Source organism: Rhizobium sp. CSW-27, from assembly GCF_018760785.1.
Classification (GTDB): domain Bacteria; phylum Pseudomonadota; class Alphaproteobacteria; order Rhizobiales; family Rhizobiaceae; genus Neorhizobium.
In genome coordinates, this window is the sequence record NZ_JAHHZO010000001.1 from 38,465 (window position 1) to 58,890 (window position 20,426).

Below are 20,426 nucleotides of genomic sequence, written 5' to 3' on the forward strand. Positions count from 1 at the left end.
GTCTCAGTGCACCAGGAGTGCCAGTTTCCCAGCTGCCTGAAGGGCAGCGGAATAGTTGTTGACCAGCAAGTCCACCGAAGCGGCGGTCGCGTCGAAGACCGGAGCCGGATAGACGCCGAAGAAGATGGTCAGGATGACCAGCGGATAGAGCACGATCTTCTCGCGGGTGCTGAGGTCGAGGAGGCTCTTCAGGCTTTCCTTTTCCAGGGCACCGAAGATGACCCGGCGATAGAGCCACAGCGCATAAGAAGCCGAGAGGATCACGCCCGTGGCGGCAAACAGCGCCACCCAGGTGTTGACGCGGAACACGCCGATGATCGTCAGGAACTCGCCGACGAAGCCGGAGGTGCCGGGAAGACCGACATTGGCCATGGTGAAGATCATGAAGGCCACGGCATATTTCGGCATGTTGTTGACGAGGCCGCCATAGGCCGCGATCTCGCGGGTATGCAGGCGGTCATAGATCACGCCGACGCAGAGGAAGAGCGCGCCCGACACGATGCCGTGCGACAGCATCTGGAAGATCGCACCCTGCACGCCCTGCTGATTGGCCGCGAAGATGCCCATGGTCACGTAGCCCATGTGGGCAACGGAGGAATAGGCGATCAGCTTCTTGATGTCATCCTGCATCATCGCGACCAGCGAGGTGTAGATGATGGCGAGAACCGACAGCGTGAAGACGAAGGGGGCAAAGTAGTCAGAGGCAAGCGGGAACATCGCAAGCGAGAAGCGGATGAAACCGTAGCCGCCGAGCTTCAGCATGACGCCGGCCAGGATAACCGAGCCTGCGGTGGGCGCCTGCACGTGCGCATCCGGCAGCCAGGTATGCACCGGCCACATCGGCATCTTGACCGCGAACGAGGCGAAGAAGGCAAGCCATAGCCAGGTTTGCAGACCGGCCGGAAAGCCGAACTTCAGCAGCGCCGTAATGTCGGTCGTGCCCGCCTGCCAGTACATGGCCATGATGGCGACCATCATCAGAACGGAGCCGAGCAGCGTGTAGAGGAAGAACTTGTAGGAGGCGTAGACGCGATCCTTGCCGCCCCACACGCCGATGATGATGAACATCGGCACGAGGGTGGCTTCGAAGAAGACGTAGAAGAGAACGATGTCGAGCGAGACGAAGACACCGATCATCACCACTTCCAGAAGCAGGAAGGCGATCATGTATTCCTTCAGGCGCTTCTCGATCGAGTCCCAGCTTGCGAGCACGCAGAAGGGCATCAGGAAGGTCGTCAGGATCACGAAGAGCATGGAGATGCCGTCGACGCCCAGGTGATAGGCGATGCCGGTGTTCATCCATTCATGCTTTTCCACCATCTGGAAGCCAGGGTTCGCATTGTCGAACCCGATCCAGATGAACAGCGACACCACGAAGGTGAACACCGTCGTCAAAAGCGACACGTTCAGGATATTCCGGCGGCCGAAGGGGCCGTCCTCCCGCGTCAGAAGCAGAAGAACAACACCGACCAGCGGCAGGAAGGTGACCGTGGAAAGAATCGGCCAATCGGTCATCAGAAGGAACTCCCGAGCATCATCCAGGTGACGAGGGCTGCGATGCCGATCAGCATCGCAAACGCATAGTGATAGAGGTAACCGGACTGCAGGCGCACGACACCGCGGGTGATATCCGCGACGCGGGCGGCAATGCCGTTCGGGCCATAGGCGTCGATGACGGCGACGTCACCCTTCTTCCACAGGAACCGGCCAAGCGCCTTGGCGGAACGGACGAAGAGGAAGTCGTAGAGTTCGTCGAAATACCACTTGTTGAGCAGGAACTGGTAGAGAACCCGGTGGTTTTCGGCGAGACGCTTCGGCGTCGACGGCGACTTGATGTACATGTACCAGGCGGTCACGAGACCGGTCAGCATGGCGATGAACGGGCTCCACTTTACCCAGAGCGGCACGTGGTGGAACTCGTGCAGGATCTCGTTGTGGGCGGAGGTGAACAGCGCGCCCTTCCAGAACTCCTGGTATTCGTCGCCGAAGAAGTGACCTTCGAAGACCACACCGGCAAACACCGCACCCACCGTGAGGAAGGCGAGCGGCAGCAGCATCACCAGCGGCGATTCATGCACGTGATGCATGACATCCGACGAGGCGCGCGGCTTGCCGAAGAAGGTGAGGAAGGCGAGACGCCAGGAATAGAAGCTGGTGAACAGAGCCGCCACCACCAGCAGCGTGAAGGCAAAGCCCGACACGGCCGAATGGGAGGCGTAGGAGGACTCGATGATCACGTCCTTCGAGAAGAAGCCGGCAAAGCCGAACATGGTGCCGGGAATGCCGACGCCGGTCAGCGCCAGATTGCCGATGGTCATCGCCCAGAAAGTATAGGGGATGTGCTTGCGCAGGCCGCCCATGTAGCGCATGTCCTGCTCGCCATCGACGGCGTGGATGACCGAGCCGGCGCCGAGGAACAGCAGAGCCTTGAAGAAGGCGTGCGTGAACAGGTGGAACACGGCCGCGCCGTAGGCACCGACGCCAAGCGCCACGAACATGTAGCCGAGCTGCGAGCAGGTCGAATAGGCAATCACGCGCTTGATGTCGTTCTGCACCAGGCCGACGGTCGCGGCGAAGAAGGCGGTGATCGCGCCGATGATCGTCACGAAGGTCAGCGCATCCGGCGACAGTTCGAACAGCGGCGACATGCGGGCCACGAGGAAGACGCCGGCGGTGACCATGGTTGCGGCGTGAATGAGGGCCGAAACGGGCGTCGGGCCTTCCATCGCGTCCGGCAGCCAGGTGTGCAGCAGGAACTGCGCCGACTTGCCCATGGCGCCCATGAAGAGCAACAGGCAGACGCCGGTAATGGCATGCGCCTTGTCGAGCTGCATGCCGAACAGGTTGATCACGGCCTGCTGCGCATCAGCCGCTCCTTCCGCCGGCAGATAGGTCTGGGCGGTCGCGAAGATGGTGTCGAAGTTGATCGAGCCGAACAGCACGAACACGCCGGAAATGCCGAGCACGAAGCCGAAGTCGCCGACGCGGTTGACGATGAAGGCCTTCATCGCGGCCGCCGAAGCCGACGGCTTCTTGAACCAGAAGCCGATCAGCAGATAGGAGGCAAGACCCACGCCTTCCCAGCCGAAGAACATCTGCGCCAGGTTGTCGGAGGTCACCAGCATCAGCATGGCGAAGGTGAACAGCGACAGATAGGCAAAGAAGCGCGGCCGATGCGGATCGTGGTGCATGTAGCCGATCGAGTAGAGGTGAACGAGACAGGAGACCGAGTTCACCACGACGAACATCACCGAGGTGAGCGTGTCGATGCGGAAGGCCCACTCGAAATCGAGGCCGCCGGACTGGATCCAGCGCAGCACGCTGACCTTGATCACCTCATGGCCTTCGGCGTGGCCGAGCGCCACGTTGAAGAAGACGATCCACGACAGGACGGCGGCGACGACCATCAGGCCGGTGGTGACATATTCGGAGGCCTTGGCCCCGATCGAACGGCCGAACAGGCCGGCGACCAGGAAGCCGATCAGGGGAAGAAAGACGATAGCCTTGTAGATCATGACCTGATCAGCCCTTCATCATGTTGATGTCTTCGACCGCGATGGAGCCGCGGTTGCGGTAGAAGACCACCAGAATTGCAAGACCGATCGCGGCTTCCGCCGCCGCGACGGTGAGGATGAACAGCGCGAAGACCTGGCCGACGATGTCGTTCAGGAAGGACGAGAACGCCACCATGTTCAGGTTGACCGACAGCAGGATGAGCTCGATCGACATCAGGATGATGATCACGTTCTTCCGGTTCAGGAAGATGCCGAACACGCCAAGCGTGAAGAGAATGGCGCTGACGGTCAGGTAATGAGAAAGTCCGATTTCCATATTCGCTGTTCCTTGATCGCGCTCAGACGCCCTGACCGGGCTTGACCTTGACCACCTCGACAGCCGTTGCCGGCGTGCGGGCGACCTGCCTGGAAATGTCCTGGCGCTTGATGTTCTGCCGGTGGCGCAGCGTCAGCACGATCGCACCGATCATGGCCACGAGGAGAACGAGACCTGCCACCTGGAAGAAATAGACGTAGTTCGTATAGAGCAAATCACCGAGCGCTGCGGTGTTGGTGCGGGCAGCCGGCGACGGGATCGGCGTGGTGATCGACTGGGCGGCCTGCGGCGTGATCACGCTGCCGCCCACCACGATGATCAGTTCGGCGGCGAGGATCAGCCCGACCAGTGCACCCATCGGCGCATTCTGCATGAAGCCGGAGCGCAGTTCGGCAAAATCGATGTCGAGCATCATCACGACGAAGAGGAACAGAACCGCCACGGCGCCGATATAGACGACGAGCAGGATCATCGCGAGGAATTCCGCCCCGGTCAGCAGGAACATGCCCGCCGAGTTGAAGAAGACCAGGATCAGGAACAGAACCGAGTGCACGGGGTTCCTGGCCGAGATGACCATGAACGCAGATGCCACCGCGACGAAGGCGAACAAATAGAAGAAAACAGCCTGCAAACCCATAGTGGTGCCTTTTCGTCTTCCCCGGCGGGGCCCTGCCCCTCACCGTCAAAACCCGGCGGTCGGTTTCACCGGCCAGGCCTCATGCTTGTGGTCGATCCGGCACCAGGGCGGCGCCGGCAGTGTCATTCGATCAGCGGTACGGCGCGTCGATCGCGATGTTGCGCGCGATTTCGCGTTCCCAGCGGTCGCCATTGTCGAGCAGGCGCTGCTTGTCGAAGTAGAGTTCCTCGCGTGTCTCCGTGGAGAACTCGAAGTTCGGACCTTCGACGATGGCATCGACCGGGCAGGCTTCCTGGCAGAAGCCGCAATAGATGCACTTCACCATGTCGATGTCGTAGCGCACCGTGCGGCGGGTGCCGTCATTGCGGCGCGGGCCGGCTTCGATGGTGATGGCCTGGGCAGGACAGATGGCTTCGCACAGCTTGCAGGCGATGCAGCGCTCCTCCCCGTTCGGATAGCGGCGCAGCGCATGCTCGCCACGGAAGCGCGGGCTGACCGGACCCTTCTCGAAGGGATAGTTGATCGTGGCCTTCTGCTTGAAGAAGTAGCGCATCGACAGGAAGAAAGCCGAAACGAACTCCTTCAGGAACAGCGAACTGACGGATTGTGCCAGACTTGCCATTGTTATTCTCCAGGTGAAGCCGGGTGGCGGCGCCGATCAGGCGCCGGCCGTCAGCTTGACAACGAATGCAGTGACGATGACCAGAACGAGCGACATCGGAAGGAAGACCTTCCAGCCCAGCCGCATCAGCTGGTCATAGCGGTAGCGCGGAACGAAAGCCTTCACCATGGCGAACATGAAGAAGACGAACATGCCCTTCAGGATGAACCAGATGATGCCCGGAACCCAGTTGAGGACCGCGATATCGAGCGGCGGCAGCCAGCCGCCGAGGAACAGGATGGTGGTGAGCGCGCACATCAGCACGATGGCAGCATACTCGCCGAGCATGAACATCATGTAGGGCGTGGAGCCATATTCCACCATGAAGCCGGCGACCAGCTCGGATTCCGCTTCCGGCAGGTCGAAGGGCGGACGGTTGGTTTCGGCGAGCGCCGAGATGAAGAAGATCACCATGGCCGGGAACAGGACGAGCCAGTTCCAGTCGAGGAAGGAGTTCGGCAGGCCGATCATGGTCCCGATGCCGTCCTTCTGGCCGGCGACGATGTCGGTCAGGTTCAGCGAGCCGACCGTCAGCAGCACCGTGACGATGATGAGACCCATCGACACTTCATAGGACACCATCTGCGCTGCCGAACGCAGCGCGCCGAGAAAGGGATATTTCGAGTTCGACGCCCAGCCGCCCATGATGATGCCATAGACCTCGAGCGAGGAGATGGCGAACACATAGAGAATGCCGACATTGATGTTGGCGATCACCCAGTTCTCGTTGACCGGGATGACGGCCCAGGTCGCAAGCGCCAGCGTGACGGAGACGAGCGGCGCCAGCAGGAACACACCCTTGTTGGAGCCGGCCGGGATGATCGGCTCCTTGAAGACGAACTTCAGAAGGTCGGCGAAGGACTGAAACAGACCCCAGGGACCGACGACGTTCGGACCGCGGCGCAGCTGCACGGCAGCCCAGATCTTGCGGTCGGCCAGCAGGATGTAGGCAATGAAGACCAGAAGGCAGACCAGCAGCAACAGGGACTGACCGATCATCACGATCGCCGGCCAGAGATAGGTCAAGAAGAAGGAGTCCATGTCAAATCAGCCTTTACTCAGCCGCAGCCTTGAAGTTGTTGCGGGCCAGCGCCGAACACTCGGCCATCACGGCCGAAGCGCGTGCGATCGGGTTCGTCAGATAGAAGTCTTTGATCGGGGACGCAAACCCGGACTTTCCGAGGCTCACCGGTTTTTTCGCAAGCGTTGCAATATCGTCCGCCGCACCGGCCGCGATCTCGTCCAGCTCGGCGAAATGCGGATAGGCGGCATAGAGCCTGGCGCGCAGCTGCGACAGCGAATCGAAGGGCAGCTTCTTGCCGAGCACGTCGGAGAGTGCACGCAGGATCGCCCATTCCTCGCGGGCCTCGCCCGGCGCAAAGCCGGCGCGGTTGCCCATCTGGACGCGGCCTTCCAGGTTGACCCAGGTGCCCGACTTTTCCGTGTAGGCGGCACCCGGCAGGATGACGTCGGCATTGTGCGCGCCGGCATCGCCATGGCTGCCGATATAGACGGTGAACTTGGCATGCCTGGAGGCAAATTCCATTTCGTCCGCCCCGAGCAGGAACAGAACGTCCATCGCCCGCAGCATGGTGGCGGCATTGGCGCCATTCGGGCCCGGCACGAAGCCGAGATCGAGACCGCCGACACGCGAGGCTGCCGTATGCAGCACGCCGAAACCGTTCCACTCTTCGCCGACGGCGCCGACGGAGACGGCAAGGCTGGCCGCAGCCGCCAGAACGCCTGCCCCGTCATCACGGGTGACGGCACCCGAGCCGACGATGATCAGCGGCTTCTTGGCATTGCGCAGCTTCTCGACGAAACCGTTCGAACCGTTGACCAGATCGGTCAGCGTGTCGGTGCCGGCGCCGAGATAGTCATAGGCGTAACGCAGTTCGGACGCTTCGCCGATCACGCCGATCGGGAAGTTGCCACGGCGCCAGCGCTTGCGGATGCGGGCGTTGAGCACGGCGGCTTCGAAGCGCGGATTGGCGCCGATCAGAAGCAGCGCGTCCGCCTCTTCAATGCCCTGGATGGTGGAGTTCAGGATATAGCTGGCGCGGCCGAGGGACGGATCGAACTTGGCGCCGTCCTGGCGGCAGTCCATGTTCTGCGAACCGAGCGCGGTCAGCAGTTCCTTCAGCGCATACATTTCCTCGACGGAGGCCATGTCGCCGGCGATCGCGCCGATCTTGTCGCCCTTGGTGGCGGCAACGGCGGTCTTGATGGCGGCAAAGGCTTCACCCCAGCTTGCCGGCTGCAGGCGGCCGTCACGGCGAACATAGGGGCGATCGAGACGCTGCGTCTTCAGGCCATCCCAGATGAAGCGGGTCTTGTCGGAGATCCACTCCTCGTTCACGGCCTCGTTGACGCGCGGCATGATGCGCATGACTTCGCGGCCGCGGGTATCGACGCGGATCGCGGAGCCGACGGCATCCATCACGTCGATCGATTCGGTCTTGCCGAGTTCCCACGGACGGGCGGTGAAGGCGAAGGGCCGCGAGGTGAGCGCGCCGACCGGGCACAGGTCGATCACATTGCCCTGCAGCTCGGAGGTCATCGCCTGTTCGAGATAGGTGGTGATTTCGGCATCCTCGCCGCGGCCGATCAGGCCGAGTTCGGAAATGCCGCCCACTTCCGTCGTGAAGCGGACGCAGCGCGTGCAGTGGATGCAGCGGTTCATCACCGTCTTGACGAGCGGGCCGATATACTTGTCTTCGACGGCGCGCTTGTTCTCCGTGTAACGGGAGGCGTCCATGCCGAAGGCCATGGCCTGGTCCTGCAGATCGCATTCGCCGCCCTGGTCGCAGATCGGGCAGTCGAGCGGGTGGTTGATCAGCAGGAATTCCATCACGCCTTCGCGGGCCTTCTTGACCATCGGCGTGTTGGTGTAGACTTCCGGCAGCTCGCCGTTCGGGCCACCACGAATATCGCGCACGCCCATGGCGCAGGAGGCTGCCGGCTTCGGCGGGCCACCCTTCACCTCGATCAGACACATGCGGCAGTTTCCGGCCACCGACAGGCGTTCATGGAAACAGAAGCGCGGAACTTCGGCACCAGCTTCCTCGCACGCCTGCAACAGCGTGAAGTGATCCGGAACCTCGATCTCTTTGCCGTCAACCTTGAGCTTAACCATCGTCACTTACGTCCTGTTTCCAGTCCCCTGCCCTCTTTGACGAGAAGCCGGCGACACATTCCGTCACCGCAGCAGCGCCTTGGCCTGCGCGATCCAATCATCCTTGGCAATGCGGCCGTCGAGCCCCAGCTCCCGGTCGAAATGCTCCACGTCCTTGTCCGTCCAAGCGGCGATGGCGGCGTAACTCGCCACACCCATGCCGTTCAGCAGGTCTTCCAGCTTCGGGCCGATGCCCGAGATCTTCTTCAGGTCATCCGCCTTCGCCTTGCGGGCAGCGGGCTTCGATGCCTTTGACTTCACCGCCTTTGCCTTCGGCGCCGGGGCCGGCTCCGCGACAGAAGGGGCGGCCTTCATGCGTCTGGCCGTCGCCTTTACTGGCGCGTCTGCCTTGACGGCAACCGGTTCGGCCACCTTGCGCACCGGCTTGGCCTTAGCCTTGCTCGGCGCTTCGGCAACCGGAGCGGACTCGACCGGCGCAACCGGTGCATGCGCCGGTTCGGCCTGACTTACAGACGGTTCCGGAGCAGCGTTCGGTTGATCCGTCTTCGGCTCCGACCGGGCCGCCGCATCCATCGATGCCTGCATCAGGCCAAGGAAGGCGGTGGCGAACTGCGTTCCGATCGCAACGCTGGCCGCCGTTGCCGCAGCCATCACCGCGACCGGATTGGCCAGCGCACCGGCCGGGACTTCATCGGCAAAGGGCAGCGTGAAGCCGAGCGACGACGCCGGCCCCTGCTGTTCCCGATCCTTGCCGTTTGTCCCGTCCGCCATCCGTACTTACTCCGCAGCCACCAGAACCGCGCCGTCCTTCGTCGCATTGGCCGTGTACTGGTCGATGCGTGCTTCGATCTCCGGGCGGAAATTGCGGATCAGACCCTGGACCGGCCAGGCGGCCGCGTCGCCCAGCGCGCAGATCGTGTGTCCCTCGATCTGCTTGGAGACCTGGAACAGCATGTCGATTTCGCGCTTCTGCGCCTTGCCCTGCACCATGCGCTCGAGAACGCGCATCATCCAGCCCGTGCCTTCGCGGCACGGCGTGCACTGGCCGCAGCTCTCATGCTTGAAGAAGGCCGCGATGCGCCAGATCGCCTTGATGATGTCGGTCGACTTGTCCATGACGATCATGCCGCCGGTGCCGAAGGACGACTTCACGTCGCGCATGCCGTCGAAGTCCATGATGGCATCCTTCATGTCCTCGCCCTTGACGACCGGACAGGAGGCGCCGCCGGGGATGACGGCGAGCAGGTTGTCCCAGCCGCCGCGGATGCCGCCGCAGTGATGCTCGATCAGTTCGCGGAACGTCAGGCTCATCTGCTCCTCGAAGGTGCAGGGCTTGTTGACGTGGCCGGAGACCATGAACAGCTTGGTGCCGACATTGTTCGGGCGACCGAAGGAGGAGAACCAGGAGGCGCCGCGACGCAGGATGGTCGGGGCAACAGCGATCGATTCGACGTTGTTGACCGTGGTCGGGCAGCCGTAGAGGCCCATGTTGGCCGGGAACGGCGGCTTCAGGCGCGGCTGGCCCTTCTTGCCTTCAAGGCTTTCGAGCAGCGCGGTTTCCTCGCCGCAGATATAGGCGCCGGCGCCGTGATGGACGTAGACGTCGAAATCCCAGCCGTTCTTGTTGTTGCGGCCGAGAAGCCCTGCATCATAGCATTCGTCGATCGCCGCCTGCAGCGCCTCGCGCTCGCGCATGTATTCGCCGCGCACATAGATATAGGCGGTGTGGGCGCCCATGGCGAAACCGGCAATCACGCAGCCTTCGATCAGCGTGTGCGGATCGTGGCGCATGATCTCGCGGTCCTTGCAGGTGCCGGGCTCCGACTCGTCGGCATTGACGACGAGATAATGCGGACGGCCATCGGATTCCTTCGGCATGAAGGACCACTTGAGACCGGTGGGGAAGCCGGCGCCACCGCGACCGCGCAGACCCGACGCCTTCATCTCGTTGATGATCCAGTCGCGGCCCTTCTCAATGATCTCCTTGGTGCCGTCCCAGTGGCCACGGCTCATCGCGCCCTTCAGCGACTTGTCCTTGAGGCCGTAGATGTTGGTAAAGATGCGATCCTGATCTTTCAACATGATCTATTCCACCAGTCCGCGGCCACTTCCGGCCGGCTTGTCAAATGCGTGATGCGCCCGGCCTTCCGGGTGCGGCCCGAGGGAAGAAGGCGCTCTGCCCCTTCCCCGGTTCTGCTTACTTCTTGGTGCCGGCGACATCCGACCCTTCGGCCGGCGCACCTTCCGCCGTGCTGCCGACGGCCTTCGGATCCGGCACGCTCTTTTCGGTGCCCGACAGCGGCCCGGCCTCGGCGGCCTTGGCATTGGCCTGCGCGGCAGCCGGCGCCGTGACCGGCGTCTTCACCGCCGGATTGGTTTCGGCTGCCGTATCCTTCGGCCGGCCTGCATCGCCAGGCGGAACCGAAACGGCTTCTTCGGCCGGCTTCGGATCGAGATTGCTGCGAACCGGCCTGATCTCGTCGAGAAGCGTTACCGGGCCGCCTGCCGGCGCCGACGTGTGGCGGTCGATCTGCGGACCGGTCTTGACCTCGGCACCCTTGCCTGCCTCGAACGCGTCGATGATCTCTTCCAGACGCTCGGGCGTCAGGTCCTCATAGGCATCCTTGAAGATCATCACCATCGGCGCGTTGACGCAGGCGCCCTGACATTCGACCTCTTCCCAGGACAGCGTGCCGCTCTCGTTGCGTTCGAAGGGCTCGTGATGGATCTTGCGCTTGCAGACCTCCATCAGCGCCTCGGAACCTCTGAGCATGCACGGCGTTGTACCGCACACCTGGATGTGGGCCTTCGTGCCGATCGGCTTCAGCTGGAACTGGGTGTAGAAGGTCGCGACCTCCAGCACGCGGATATAGGGCATCGCGAGTTTCTGCGCGATGAACTCGATCGCCGCGCGGGTCACCCAGCCGTCCTGCTCCTGCGCACGCATGAGCAGAGGGATGACGGCCGATTGCTGGCGACCCTCGGGATATTTCCGGATCGTCGCCTCCGCCCATGCTGCGTTCTCCGCAGTGAAGGCAAAGGCTGCCGGCTGGAACTGATCTTCGGCTAGTCGACGAACGGACATTCTTTCTCACGCCTTATCAATTGACAGATCCGCACCGCGTCTTCGTGACACTCACGAATTCACAGGCATAAGCCGACGTGCCCTTCTGCAGGAAAACGATGAGCTTCGTTCCATTGGGCACGGCCGCCTTGATTTCATACTCCCTGGAGAGCAGATGCGCCATGGTTTCCGATGCTCCGCCGCTCTGCGTGCTCGGCTCCGAGGTCTGCGCCAGCGCAGAACCCGAGGCGAGCAGACCGCCAAGAAGGAGGAGCGTGCGGCCCATCAGCGGTCCACCTCTCCGAACACGATATCGATCGAACCCAGGATGGCCGAGACGTCCGCGAGCTGATGGCCGCGGCACAGGAAATCCATGGCCTGCAGATGCGCATAACCCGGAGCGCGGATCTTGCAGCGATACGGCTTGTTGGTGCCGTCGCCGACCAGATAGACGCCGAATTCGCCCTTCGGCGCTTCAACGGCCGCGTAGACCTCGCCTTCCGGCACGTGGAAGCCCTCGGTATAGAGCTTGAAGTGATGGATCAGCGCTTCCATCGACCGCTTCATCTCGCCACGCTTCGGCGGAACGATCTTGCCATCGACGGAAGAGACCGGGCCGGTCTTGGCATCGGACAGCAGGCGGTTGACGCACTGCTTCATGATCTTCACCGCTTCGCGCATTTCGAACATGCGGATGAGGTAACGGTCGTAGCAATCGCCGTTCTTGCCGATCATGATGTCGAAGTCGAGATCGGCATAGCACTCGTAGGGCTGCGACTTGCGCAGGTCCCACTTGGCGCCGGAACCGCGCACCATCACGCCCGAGAAGCCCCAGGCCCAGGCATCTTCCAGCTTGACCACACCGATATCGACGTTGCGCTGCTTGAAGATGCGGTTGTCGGTGACGAGCGCATCGATGTCGTCCAGCGCCTTCGGGAAGGCATCGCACCACTTGCCGATGTCTTCCACCAGCTCCACCGGCAGGTCCTGATGGACGCCGCCCGGACGGAAATAGGCAGCGTGCATGCGCGAGCCGGAGGCGCGCTCATAAAACACCATCAGCTTCTCGCGCTCCTCGAAGCCCCACAGCGGCGGCGTCAGCGCGCCGACGTCCATGGCCTGCGTGGTGACGTTGAGCAGATGCGAGAGGATGCGGCCGATTTCCGAGTAGAGAACGCGGATCAGCTGGCCGCGGATCGGAACCGTGATACCGAGCAGCTTTTCCACCGCGAGACAGTAGGCATGCTCCTGGTTCATCGGCGCGACGTAATCGAGCCGGTCGAAATAAGGCAGCGCCTGCAGATAGGTCTTGGTCTCGATCAGCTTTTCGGTGCCGCGGTGCAGAAGCCCGATATGCGGGTCCACGCGCTCGACGATCTCGCCGTCCAGCTCAAGAACAAGCCGCAACACGCCGTGAGCCGCAGGATGCTGCGGCCCGAAGTTGATGTTGAAATTGCGGACGTTATGTTCAGTCATTGGCGCGCTCCGCGCTGGTGATTAGCGAATAGCGAATAGCGAATAGTTGATCTATGCCGCTCATGTCTTCTCCTGCAGGCTTCTGATCAGCGCACGCATCATCCGACCAATTTCATCGCATTGTTCCATCAAGCTCTGAAACGGCTGTTGCGGGAGAATATCAACCCTCCGCGCAATGATCACATGCGTCTCCAACTCTTTCAGCGATCCCTGAGCGATCCTCAGAAACTGCACGAAGCTTCCGGTATTTTCCCGACCATGCCCTTCCGCGATATTGGCTGCCACCGATGCGGCGGCCCGTCGTATCTGGGCTGTCAGTCCGTAAGCCTCGCTCTTGAGAAAGTTCTCGGTGCAACGGTAGCATTCGACTGCCAGTTCAATGGCCTGCTGCCACACCTTGAGATCCTTGTAAGAGCTGATCGTCTGCCTAATCCTTTCCTTGTGGCGACAACTATTCGCTATTCGCTACTCGCTATTCGCCGTAAAACCCAATCAAGCCTTGGCCTTCTCATCCCCCGGCAGCACGTAGTCCGTGCCTTCCCAGGGGCTCAGGAAATCGAAGCTGCGGAATTCCTGGCGCAGTTCCACGGGCTCGTAGACGACGCGCTTGGCGCTGTCGTCGTAGCGAACCTCGACGAAACCGGTGGTCGGGAAATCCTTGCGCAGCGGATGACCTTCGAAGCCGTAATCCGTCAGGATGCGGCGCAGGTCCGGATGGCCGGTGAAGAGGATGCCGTAGAGGTCCCAGGCCTCGCGCTCGAACCAGTCGGCGCCCGGGAAGATGCCCGTGAGCGAGGGAACCGGCACATCCTCGGCCGTCTGCACCTTGATGCGGATGCGCATGTTCTGGCGCGGCGACATCAGGTGATAGACCACGTCGAAGCGGCGCTCGCGCTTCGGCCAGTCGACGCCGCAGACATCGATCAGGTTGACGAAACCGGCCTGCACATCGTCGCGCAGGAAGGTGACGAGCGAGATCAGCTTGTCGGCCTCGACCGAAAGCGTCAGCTCGCCGAAGGCAACCTTCGTCTCGGCAACCAGACCCGGCCGGACTTCGGCCAGGTAGGCGGCAAATTCGTTCAGGGCTTCATTCATGTTCACGTCCTCGCCCTCAGCGCTCGATCGTACCGGTCCGGCGGATCTTCTTCTGCAGCAGAAGGACCCCGTACAGCAGGGCTTCTGCCGTGGGGGGACAGCCCGGAACATAGATATCGACGGGTACGACGCGGTCGCAGCCGCGGACCACCGAGTAGGAATAGTGATAATAGCCACCGCCATTGGCACAGGAGCCCATGGAGATCACGTAACGCGGCTCAGGCATCTGGTCATAGACCTTGCGCAGCGCCGGGGCCATCTTGTTGGTCAGCGTGCCGGCGACGATCATCACGTCGGACTGGCGCGGGCTGGCGCGCGGCGCAAAGCCGAAACGCTCGACGTCGTAGCGCGGCATCGACAGCTGCATCATTTCCACGGCGCAGCAGGCCAGACCGAAGGTCATCCACATCAGCGAGCCGGTGCGGGCCCAGTTGATCAGCTCGTCGGTCGAGGTAACCAGAAAACCCTTGTCGGCGAGCTCATTGTTGATCTCGCCGAAGAAGGCATCGTCGCTGCCGATGGGCTTGCCCGTATTGGGATCGATGATCCCCTTGGGCTGCGGCGCGATGAGGGTGGACGAAGGATCCATCACTCCCATTCGAGCGCTCCTTTCTTCCATTCATAGATGAAGCCGATGGTGAGGACGCCGAGGAACACCATCATGGACCAGAATCCGAACCAACCGATCTCGCCGAAGGACACGGCCCAGGGGAACAGGAAGGCGACTTCCAGGTCAAAGATGATGAAGAGGATCGACACCAGGTAGAAGCGAATGTCGAACTTCATGCGCGCGTCGTCGAAGGCATTGAAGCCGCACTCGTAAGCCGAGAGCTTTTCCGAATCGGGCGCCTTGTAGGCAACGGCGAACGGCGCAATCAGAAGCGCCAGGCCGATCACGAGGGAGATTCCGATGAAAATCGCGATCGGGACATAGGAACTGAGAAGTTCAGTCATGGTATTCGATCCCTGCTTGCCAAGCGGTGCCCGGGCGGCACATGAGCGAATGCGCGGCAAGCGAACGTGCATTGCAACAAGCCGTGACTAGCGCAGCCCGCATCGCGGCGCAAGACTTTTGAGCGCCACATCCAGCACCAAAATGACACAAAGTGCCACGGCCAGTCGTTGTTGATTCAGACTCGGACCTCACCTTGGCGAAGCCGACAGATGATCGCATGGCCATTGCAAAAAGATGATAAAAATCATCATGTTCAGCAAACGGTTTAGTTGCGGATTTTAGGATATGCAAACTCTGCAGCAATTTCCGCACGCTCATGGCGACCGAGTTGTAGATAGGCACCCTACGGGGCATATGCAACAGGATGTCGGAAATATTCGCAGAGAGTGATGAACGCGATAAAGTCACATTTTCCGGGGCTTGGCACCATTGGCGCGCGACATGGTTAGGCAGGGGTCAATACAAGGAGATCCGGCATGACCCATCACGAGAAAATGACCGACGGCGCGAATGACCGGTCGCGCGAGGCCCCGATCGGCCAGACAGCCGGCGGCCTGCCCGATGACAGCTCCCGCCTGCCGCAACCAAGCGAGGCAGAGGAGGAGGCCGTGCGCCGTGCCGTCTCACCTGGACGCCAACCGGGCGACAAAACACCGCACGACAGACTGATGGAGGAGGTGGACGAGCAGATCGCCGCCTCCGAGCGCGGCTCGGAATAGGCTCTGTGCCTGCTGCGGCGCAGCATGACCTGCTGCCCGCCGTCGGGCGAGAATCTGCGCATCCACGCACTCCACCGGCGCAACCATTCCCCCCTCCCCGCGCAACCGGCCGGCTTCGCCCGCCCGCAGGCGGCAAGACGCCAGCCTGTCGCGGGCATACCCGGCAGCGGAAGACATGGGGAGCCACGGGGACACGGCACAAGGCACAAGGCACAAGGCACAAGGCACAAGGCAAGGAGCACAGCGGCGCAGAACGCAAGATGTTCGACTGCCCGCAGGCATCGATCATGCCTTCATGAAAAACCGGAGAGATTAAAATGGCGCGAGTGACGGGGCTCGAACCCGCGACCTCCGGCGTGACAGGCCGGCACTCTAACCGACTGAGCTACACCCGCGCATCTTCGGATGAACAAACATCCGCCTTCTTTTTCTGGAAATGGCGCGAGTGACGGGGCTCGAACCCGCGACCTCCGGCGTGACAGGCCGGCACTCTAACCGACTGAGCTACACCCGCGCATCGTTTCCAGGGAAGGAAGAAGTCTTCCCGCCGACCGGCAGCGCCAGTCGATGAGCGGCTCTCTAAGGGGTTCATCTCGGGGTGTCAAGCAGGTTTCACGACAAAACGGTGACGCGATGCGCTTTCTGGCACGGCCCGGTTTCACGCTCCGGGGCAGCCTGTGGACGGACACACTTTCGCATCTGCTGAAATGCCCGGCACGGCAGGGCTTTTCACGCACCAGCCCGTTTCGGCCCGCAAAAAAATCAAAAAAACTTCACAAACCCTCTTGCGTCATTCCCGCGATCCGCATAGATCACGGCCACCGACGCGGCGGACACGAACCGCACAGCGGACGGGCGATTAGCTCAGTTGGTAGAGCGCCTCGTTTACACCGAGGATGTCGGGAGTTCGAGTCTCTCATCGCCCACCATTCTATCCCCTTGATATCGCTGAACAATCTGAATTTGTTGACGTTTGCGCCACCTGTTCTGGTACACATGGGTGGTACACATCATGGGTCTGTCGATGCCTACTCCGATCAGGATTGGCCCCAACTACTATCTCCGGGTTCGCGTCCCTTCCGATCTGAAAGACCGCCTCAAAGGCGTGACCGTGACCGTTCCTGTCGATGGTCGCCCCCGTGAGGTCCGCATAGGCGAGTTCGTGAAGGTCTCGCTGGAGACGGCCAAAGCGGCCACTGCGAAGGTTCGTTTCGCTGAGACCTACGACTTCCTCCAACGCTATTGGGCAATGCAGCGAAAGCCCGTGGAGCGACTCACTCACAAGCAGTTGGTCGCCCTCGCAGGTGCCCTCAGGAACGCCTTCGTGACGGCGTTCGAGGACGAGCCGGGAAGCCCTTCCCTGTGGATGAAGGTGCTGGACACGAACGCAGCAGCGAGGGTCGGAAAGGTGAACCCCCTCGCCATCGGTGGTGAGTCGCGAAAGGCCGCAGGACTCAGCAAGCGCTTCGGCCCGATGGTAGACGCTTTCCTCGCTCACCAGTGCGTCCAACTGGATCCTGAACAGCGAGTACGACTCCTCGAACTTGTTGTGGATAGTCTCGACGATGCTGCCATGGTCACCCTCAGGCGAGCCGAAGGGGACTATTCGCCAGACACCGGGGCGGCGAAGTACCCGCCCTTGGAGGTTGTGAGGCCGAAGACCAGCAGTCCAGCCGGTGACCGGTCCACAGACGAACTGACGTTTGACAGCGTCATCGATACTCAGGTCTCTAACAAGGCCGCAGGGAAAGATGCCGCGCCTATGAGGGATGCAACGGTGAGGAAGTTCCGGCTTGCTGCTGCCGAGTTCGTGGCCTTCCGTGGCAGCGACCTGATCAGCACCGTAACAGCGCAAGAAGCCGACCGATGGAAACGGGCAATGCTGGCGGATGGTAAGCTGTCGAACAACACCGTGGGGCAGCGCATCCAGAACCTGAAGACCGTGATCCAGTGGGCACGAGAACAAACCCTTGGTGCGGTCTTTCCTGACGTTCACCCGCTGCATCTCGTCACAACACCAGATGCGGCACCGGTGGCGAGTGAGGACCGGACATTCACCCTGGACGAAGCCCGCGCCACCCTTCTCGCAGCAAGGAAAGAAAAGAAGCCGGAACTGCGGTGGCTTCCGTGGATGTGCGCCTATTCAGGTGCGCGTATCAATGAAGTGGCCCAGCTTCGCCGTGAGGACTTCTTCCAAGTCGGTGACGACTGGTTCTTCGAATTGACGACCAAGGGCGGGAAGTCCCTGAAAAACAGGAACAGCATTCGAAAGGTGCCGGTCCACCCTGCGCTGATCGACGAAGGACTGATCGACTTCGTCAAATCCTGCCCAGCCGGAAAGCGCATCTTCCCGCCTCGGTCCCAGCCGAACATCTCCGAATGGCTGAGGGGTGAAGTCGGCATCAAACGCGCCGAGCTGGCACCTAACCACGGATGGCGTCACCTCTTCGAAGACCGCTGCGTAACCGGGGGCGTCCTCGACAAAGCTCGTCTTTATATAACAGGGCGCACCACAGGCGCATCAGACGAAGGCTATGGTCGCAGCCAAGCGCTGCTGCCGGGGCTGGCGAAGGAGATGGCGAAGGTTCCAAGGATCGACTTGGAGGGGTGAACTCCCAGTGAGTCCCGGCCCCCTCACGGAAAATGAAAGAATGGTAGTCAAACTACCCGGCATCTGTCGCGCTAACCACTCTCTTCCAATCTCACGGGGTCTGTTTCCTCGCGTTCATCACCGAGTCCGGTCTAATGTGGATCGGATCAACATTAGCTTCCCGAACCGGGGTCTCAAAAATTCAGACCCCTAGTGGTCGTAAGGACATGGATCTCATCTCCGAGTCCGCTTTCTCCAACACCGTTCGCGTAGTCGAGATCGACGGCCAGCCGTGGTTCGTTGCGATGGACGTGACGAACGTGCTTGGTATCACGGAGAAAGCTCGCGGCTATGCCGTAGCGCGCTTGGCTGATGATGAACGCTCTCTGTATCAGATACAGAAAGGGCAGAGGTCCGTATCGATCATCTCCGAGTCCGGTCTCTACAAGCTCATCATGCGCTCCGACAAACCGGAGGCCCGTAAGTTCCAAGACTGGGTCACCCGTGAAGTCCTCCCCGCGATCCGTAAGGATGGCATGTACGTGGCCGGTGAGGAGAAGGTGAAGACCGGCGAGCGAATGGCGCACGGCAAGCCAATTATTTCCACCGTGGAAACAAATCCACAGAAGCTCGGTGCATGAGGCTTTGTCATTGCCCGGAATTTTCCGGTGAATGGTCACCCCCTCGATCACGTGAAGCCGAGAGTTCTGACGGAATGCGTCCAAAGTCTTCGATAGCCCCCCCGCAAATGTAACGAAACGTGACGTTAACCCCTATTTGCACGGTGTCAGTGCAAAGCTCGCCATACGCCAGCAATTCCATCGCATCCGATCTATCTACCTTGCCAACTATCCATATGATTTTGAATGATTTTCTGACTTGACGCCTGACTCTTGGCTGCGTTATCCAATCCCCGTTCTGGCCGGAACGTGATCATTCGCAACAGCATGACTACGGACTGACATGGAAATCGCATTCAGCATTGGACGCTTCACGCTCAAAATCGAAATCCTCGGCTTCCTCGACTTCACCTTGGAGACCAACAGCTTCGAGTTCGCCTTTGACCGTCGCCACTGGTTCGAACACCCTGACGGCAAGATGAGGCGCTGGGAGTTCGTCAGGAAGACCAGAAGGGCCGCAGAGACGGCAGCGGTCTGAGATCTGATAGAGGAGCCCTGCCGGTCGATCTGGCGGGGCTTGCTGATTTTTCAGCAGGGGTCATCCACCGTTGGGGGAATACCATGTCGGAGATCTCCTCAGATTTGAGGGCATCTAGGCGGGGGGTGCGTCAATTTTGTCGAGCCCCCCTCCGTCCTCACCATGTCCAGCCGCGAGATCGCAGAGCTGACTGGTAAGCGTCACGCTGATGTGATGCGGGATATCCGTGTCATTCTCGCTGATCTCGAAATCAACGAACGCAAATTTGCGTCGGTCTACATCGACACCAAAGGAGAGCAGCGTCCCTGCTTCAATCTCCCCAAGCGCGAGACCATGATCCTCGTTTCCGGTTACTCGGTCGCCCTCCGCGCCCGCATCGTGGACCGCTGGATGGAGCTTGGGGTGACAATGCACATACTGCTGGGTTTTCAGCACTATGCTAGGCTATGCTCCGCCATTGCGCTCAATTTTGAGGGTATTCAGATGGCGATGGGTGTCCTGATTTTTCAGGAGACCCCCTACGTCCATCCGCAGAACGATCAGACCTACCGCTCGTTCGATATGACCGTGACGGGTTCACTCTCCTTGCCATGGGCTTCACCGGGAAGAAGGCATTTACCCCTGCAATAAGGAAAACCTGCGGCCCTGGCCCGTGATCCGACCGCCCGTCGATTACCCGCCACATAGGGTAGAAGAATTCGAGGTTCCTCGGCCATTACCCCTTCTATCTGGATAAGCCCAAAGGTCATCCGTCCCCGACATCTGGGAGATGGGTATCTCAGCCATGTTCCTGACAGCCTTGCCCTCGGTCGGTCCTCATCGCTCCAGTTTGCTGGCGCGTGGGGACTGCCGGGGGAGCTTTTTAGGTGCCTCCAAAATTGGATAGACCCCACTGTGACATGTGGGTGATCATCTACCCATGACAGCCTGTCAGTGACCGGCAGCGGCCCCTAAGCTGCTCTCTCACGACTCGCCCTTCTCGTCCCCCTCCAGTCCCTGTCCATCGCTGCACCGCCCGCGCCTTCCATGTTCGTGAAGGTCCGTGTTGGTCGCTGGCGTGTGCGCGTGTGTCCCCTTCACAGGCCCCCGGCAGCGGACGGGAGG

The 20,426-nt window shown here is 61.1% G+C and carries 20 protein-coding genes, 3 tRNA genes and 1 pseudogene; 6 read left to right on the plus strand and 18 right to left on the minus strand.

What is annotated here, in order from left to right:
- Positions 1-3: 3 nt before the first annotated feature.
- From KLP42_RS00180 to KLP42_RS00255, 16 genes and pseudogenes are all read right to left on the minus strand, one after another.
- Positions 4-1,515: an NADH-quinone oxidoreductase subunit M gene (locus KLP42_RS00180; protein WP_215563671.1), complete on the minus strand. Its 1,512-nt coding sequence runs from the start codon at positions 1,513-1,515 to the stop codon at positions 4-6.
- Positions 1,515-3,515 carry an NADH-quinone oxidoreductase subunit L gene (gene nuoL / locus KLP42_RS00185; protein ID WP_215563672.1) on the minus strand — a complete coding sequence of 667 codons (2,001 nt, stop codon included), beginning with the start codon at positions 3,513-3,515 and terminating at the stop codon, positions 1,515-1,517. The genes KLP42_RS00180 and nuoL overlap by 1 nt, the downstream gene beginning before the upstream one ends.
- A gap of 7 nt (positions 3,516-3,522) precedes the next feature.
- The gene (gene nuoK, locus KLP42_RS00190) at positions 3,523-3,831 is read right to left on the minus strand and encodes an NADH-quinone oxidoreductase subunit NuoK (RefSeq protein WP_215563674.1); all 309 of its coding nucleotides are present in this window, start codon (positions 3,829-3,831) and stop codon (positions 3,523-3,525) included.
- Between the two features lie 22 nt (positions 3,832-3,853).
- Complete coding sequence (locus KLP42_RS00195) at positions 3,854-4,468, minus strand: NADH-quinone oxidoreductase subunit J (RefSeq protein ID WP_215563676.1); 615 nt, start codon at positions 4,466-4,468, stop codon at positions 3,854-3,856.
- Positions 4,469-4,598: 130 nt separating this feature from the next.
- Complete coding sequence (gene nuoI / locus KLP42_RS00200; protein WP_142880297.1) at positions 4,599-5,090, minus strand: NADH-quinone oxidoreductase subunit NuoI; 492 nt, start codon at positions 5,088-5,090, stop codon at positions 4,599-4,601.
- A 36-nt stretch (positions 5,091-5,126) separates the two neighbouring features.
- The gene (gene nuoH / locus KLP42_RS00205; RefSeq protein ID WP_215563678.1) at positions 5,127-6,170 is read right to left on the minus strand and encodes an NADH-quinone oxidoreductase subunit NuoH; all 1,044 of its coding nucleotides are present in this window, start codon (positions 6,168-6,170) and stop codon (positions 5,127-5,129) included.
- Between the two features lie 13 nt (positions 6,171-6,183).
- On the minus strand, positions 6,184-8,265 hold the full coding sequence (nuoG, locus tag KLP42_RS00210; RefSeq protein WP_215563680.1) for an NADH-quinone oxidoreductase subunit NuoG: 2,082 nt from the start codon (positions 8,263-8,265) through the stop codon (positions 6,184-6,186).
- Between the two features lie 63 nt (positions 8,266-8,328).
- Positions 8,329-9,036 carry a helix-hairpin-helix domain-containing protein gene (locus KLP42_RS00215; protein WP_215563683.1) on the minus strand — a complete coding sequence of 236 codons (708 nt, stop codon included), beginning with the start codon at positions 9,034-9,036 and terminating at the stop codon, positions 8,329-8,331.
- Between the two features lie 6 nt (positions 9,037-9,042).
- Complete coding sequence (gene nuoF / locus KLP42_RS00220) at positions 9,043-10,347, minus strand: NADH-quinone oxidoreductase subunit NuoF (RefSeq protein WP_215563685.1); 1,305 nt, start codon at positions 10,345-10,347, stop codon at positions 9,043-9,045.
- A 148-nt stretch (positions 10,348-10,495) separates the two neighbouring features.
- A pseudogene (nuoE, locus tag KLP42_RS00225) lies at positions 10,496-11,350 on the minus strand (NADH-quinone oxidoreductase subunit NuoE); the annotation flags it as partial.
- A gap of 16 nt (positions 11,351-11,366) precedes the next feature.
- Positions 11,367-11,615, minus strand: a complete 249-nt coding sequence (locus KLP42_RS00230) for a hypothetical protein (RefSeq protein WP_215563689.1) — start codon at positions 11,613-11,615, stop codon at positions 11,367-11,369.
- Positions 11,615-12,805, minus strand: a complete 1,191-nt coding sequence (locus tag KLP42_RS00235) for an NADH-quinone oxidoreductase subunit D (RefSeq protein WP_215563691.1) — start codon at positions 12,803-12,805, stop codon at positions 11,615-11,617. Before KLP42_RS00235 ends, KLP42_RS00230 begins: the two co-directional genes overlap by 1 nt.
- A gap of 60 nt (positions 12,806-12,865) precedes the next feature.
- Positions 12,866-13,201, minus strand: coding sequence for a four helix bundle protein (locus KLP42_RS00240; RefSeq protein ID WP_502941250.1), 336 nt, complete (start codon positions 13,199-13,201; stop codon positions 12,866-12,868).
- Positions 13,202-13,297: 96 nt separating this feature from the next.
- The gene (locus tag KLP42_RS00245) at positions 13,298-13,900 is read right to left on the minus strand and encodes an NADH-quinone oxidoreductase subunit C (RefSeq protein ID WP_215563693.1); all 603 of its coding nucleotides are present in this window, start codon (positions 13,898-13,900) and stop codon (positions 13,298-13,300) included.
- 16 nt (positions 13,901-13,916) lie between these two features.
- Positions 13,917-14,498, minus strand: coding sequence for a NuoB/complex I 20 kDa subunit family protein (locus KLP42_RS00250; RefSeq protein ID WP_215563695.1), 582 nt, complete (start codon positions 14,496-14,498; stop codon positions 13,917-13,919).
- Positions 14,489-14,854 carry an NADH-quinone oxidoreductase subunit A gene (locus tag KLP42_RS00255; protein WP_215563697.1) on the minus strand — a complete coding sequence of 122 codons (366 nt, stop codon included), beginning with the start codon at positions 14,852-14,854 and terminating at the stop codon, positions 14,489-14,491. The genes KLP42_RS00250 and KLP42_RS00255 overlap by 10 nt, the downstream gene beginning before the upstream one ends.
- A 477-nt stretch (positions 14,855-15,331) precedes the next feature.
- Here KLP42_RS00255 and KLP42_RS00260 point away from each other — a divergent pair, with 477 nt between their 5' ends.
- Positions 15,332-15,574, plus strand: a complete 243-nt coding sequence (locus KLP42_RS00260; RefSeq protein WP_215563699.1) for a hypothetical protein — start codon at positions 15,332-15,334, stop codon at positions 15,572-15,574.
- A gap of 318 nt (positions 15,575-15,892) precedes the next feature.
- Here the strand turns inward: KLP42_RS00260 and KLP42_RS00265 are convergent.
- Positions 15,893-15,969, minus strand: a tRNA-Asp gene (locus KLP42_RS00265).
- A 42-nt stretch (positions 15,970-16,011) separates the two neighbouring features.
- Positions 16,012-16,088: transfer RNA gene (locus KLP42_RS00270), tRNA-Asp, on the minus strand.
- Positions 16,089-16,427: 339 nt separating this feature from the next.
- Here KLP42_RS00270 and KLP42_RS00275 point away from each other — a divergent pair.
- The 5 genes from KLP42_RS00275 (at position 16,428) to KLP42_RS27375 (ending at position 19,952) form a co-directional block, all read left to right on the plus strand.
- Positions 16,428-16,503 (plus strand) — tRNA-Val (locus KLP42_RS00275).
- A gap of 83 nt (positions 16,504-16,586) precedes the next feature.
- Complete coding sequence (locus KLP42_RS00280) at positions 16,587-18,185, plus strand: site-specific integrase (RefSeq protein WP_215563701.1); 1,599 nt, start codon at positions 16,587-16,589, stop codon at positions 18,183-18,185.
- Positions 18,186-18,391: 206 nt separating this feature from the next.
- Complete coding sequence (locus KLP42_RS00285; RefSeq protein ID WP_215563703.1) at positions 18,392-18,805, plus strand: BRO-N domain-containing protein; 414 nt, start codon at positions 18,392-18,394, stop codon at positions 18,803-18,805.
- A 322-nt stretch (positions 18,806-19,127) separates the two neighbouring features.
- Entirely contained in the window at positions 19,128-19,322 is a 195-nt protein-coding gene (locus KLP42_RS00290; RefSeq protein WP_215563705.1) for a hypothetical protein, read from the plus strand.
- A gap of 162 nt (positions 19,323-19,484) precedes the next feature.
- Positions 19,485-19,952, plus strand: coding sequence for a Rha family transcriptional regulator (locus tag KLP42_RS27375; RefSeq protein WP_502941251.1), 468 nt, complete (start codon positions 19,485-19,487; stop codon positions 19,950-19,952).
- Positions 19,953-20,426: the final 474 nt, after the last annotated feature.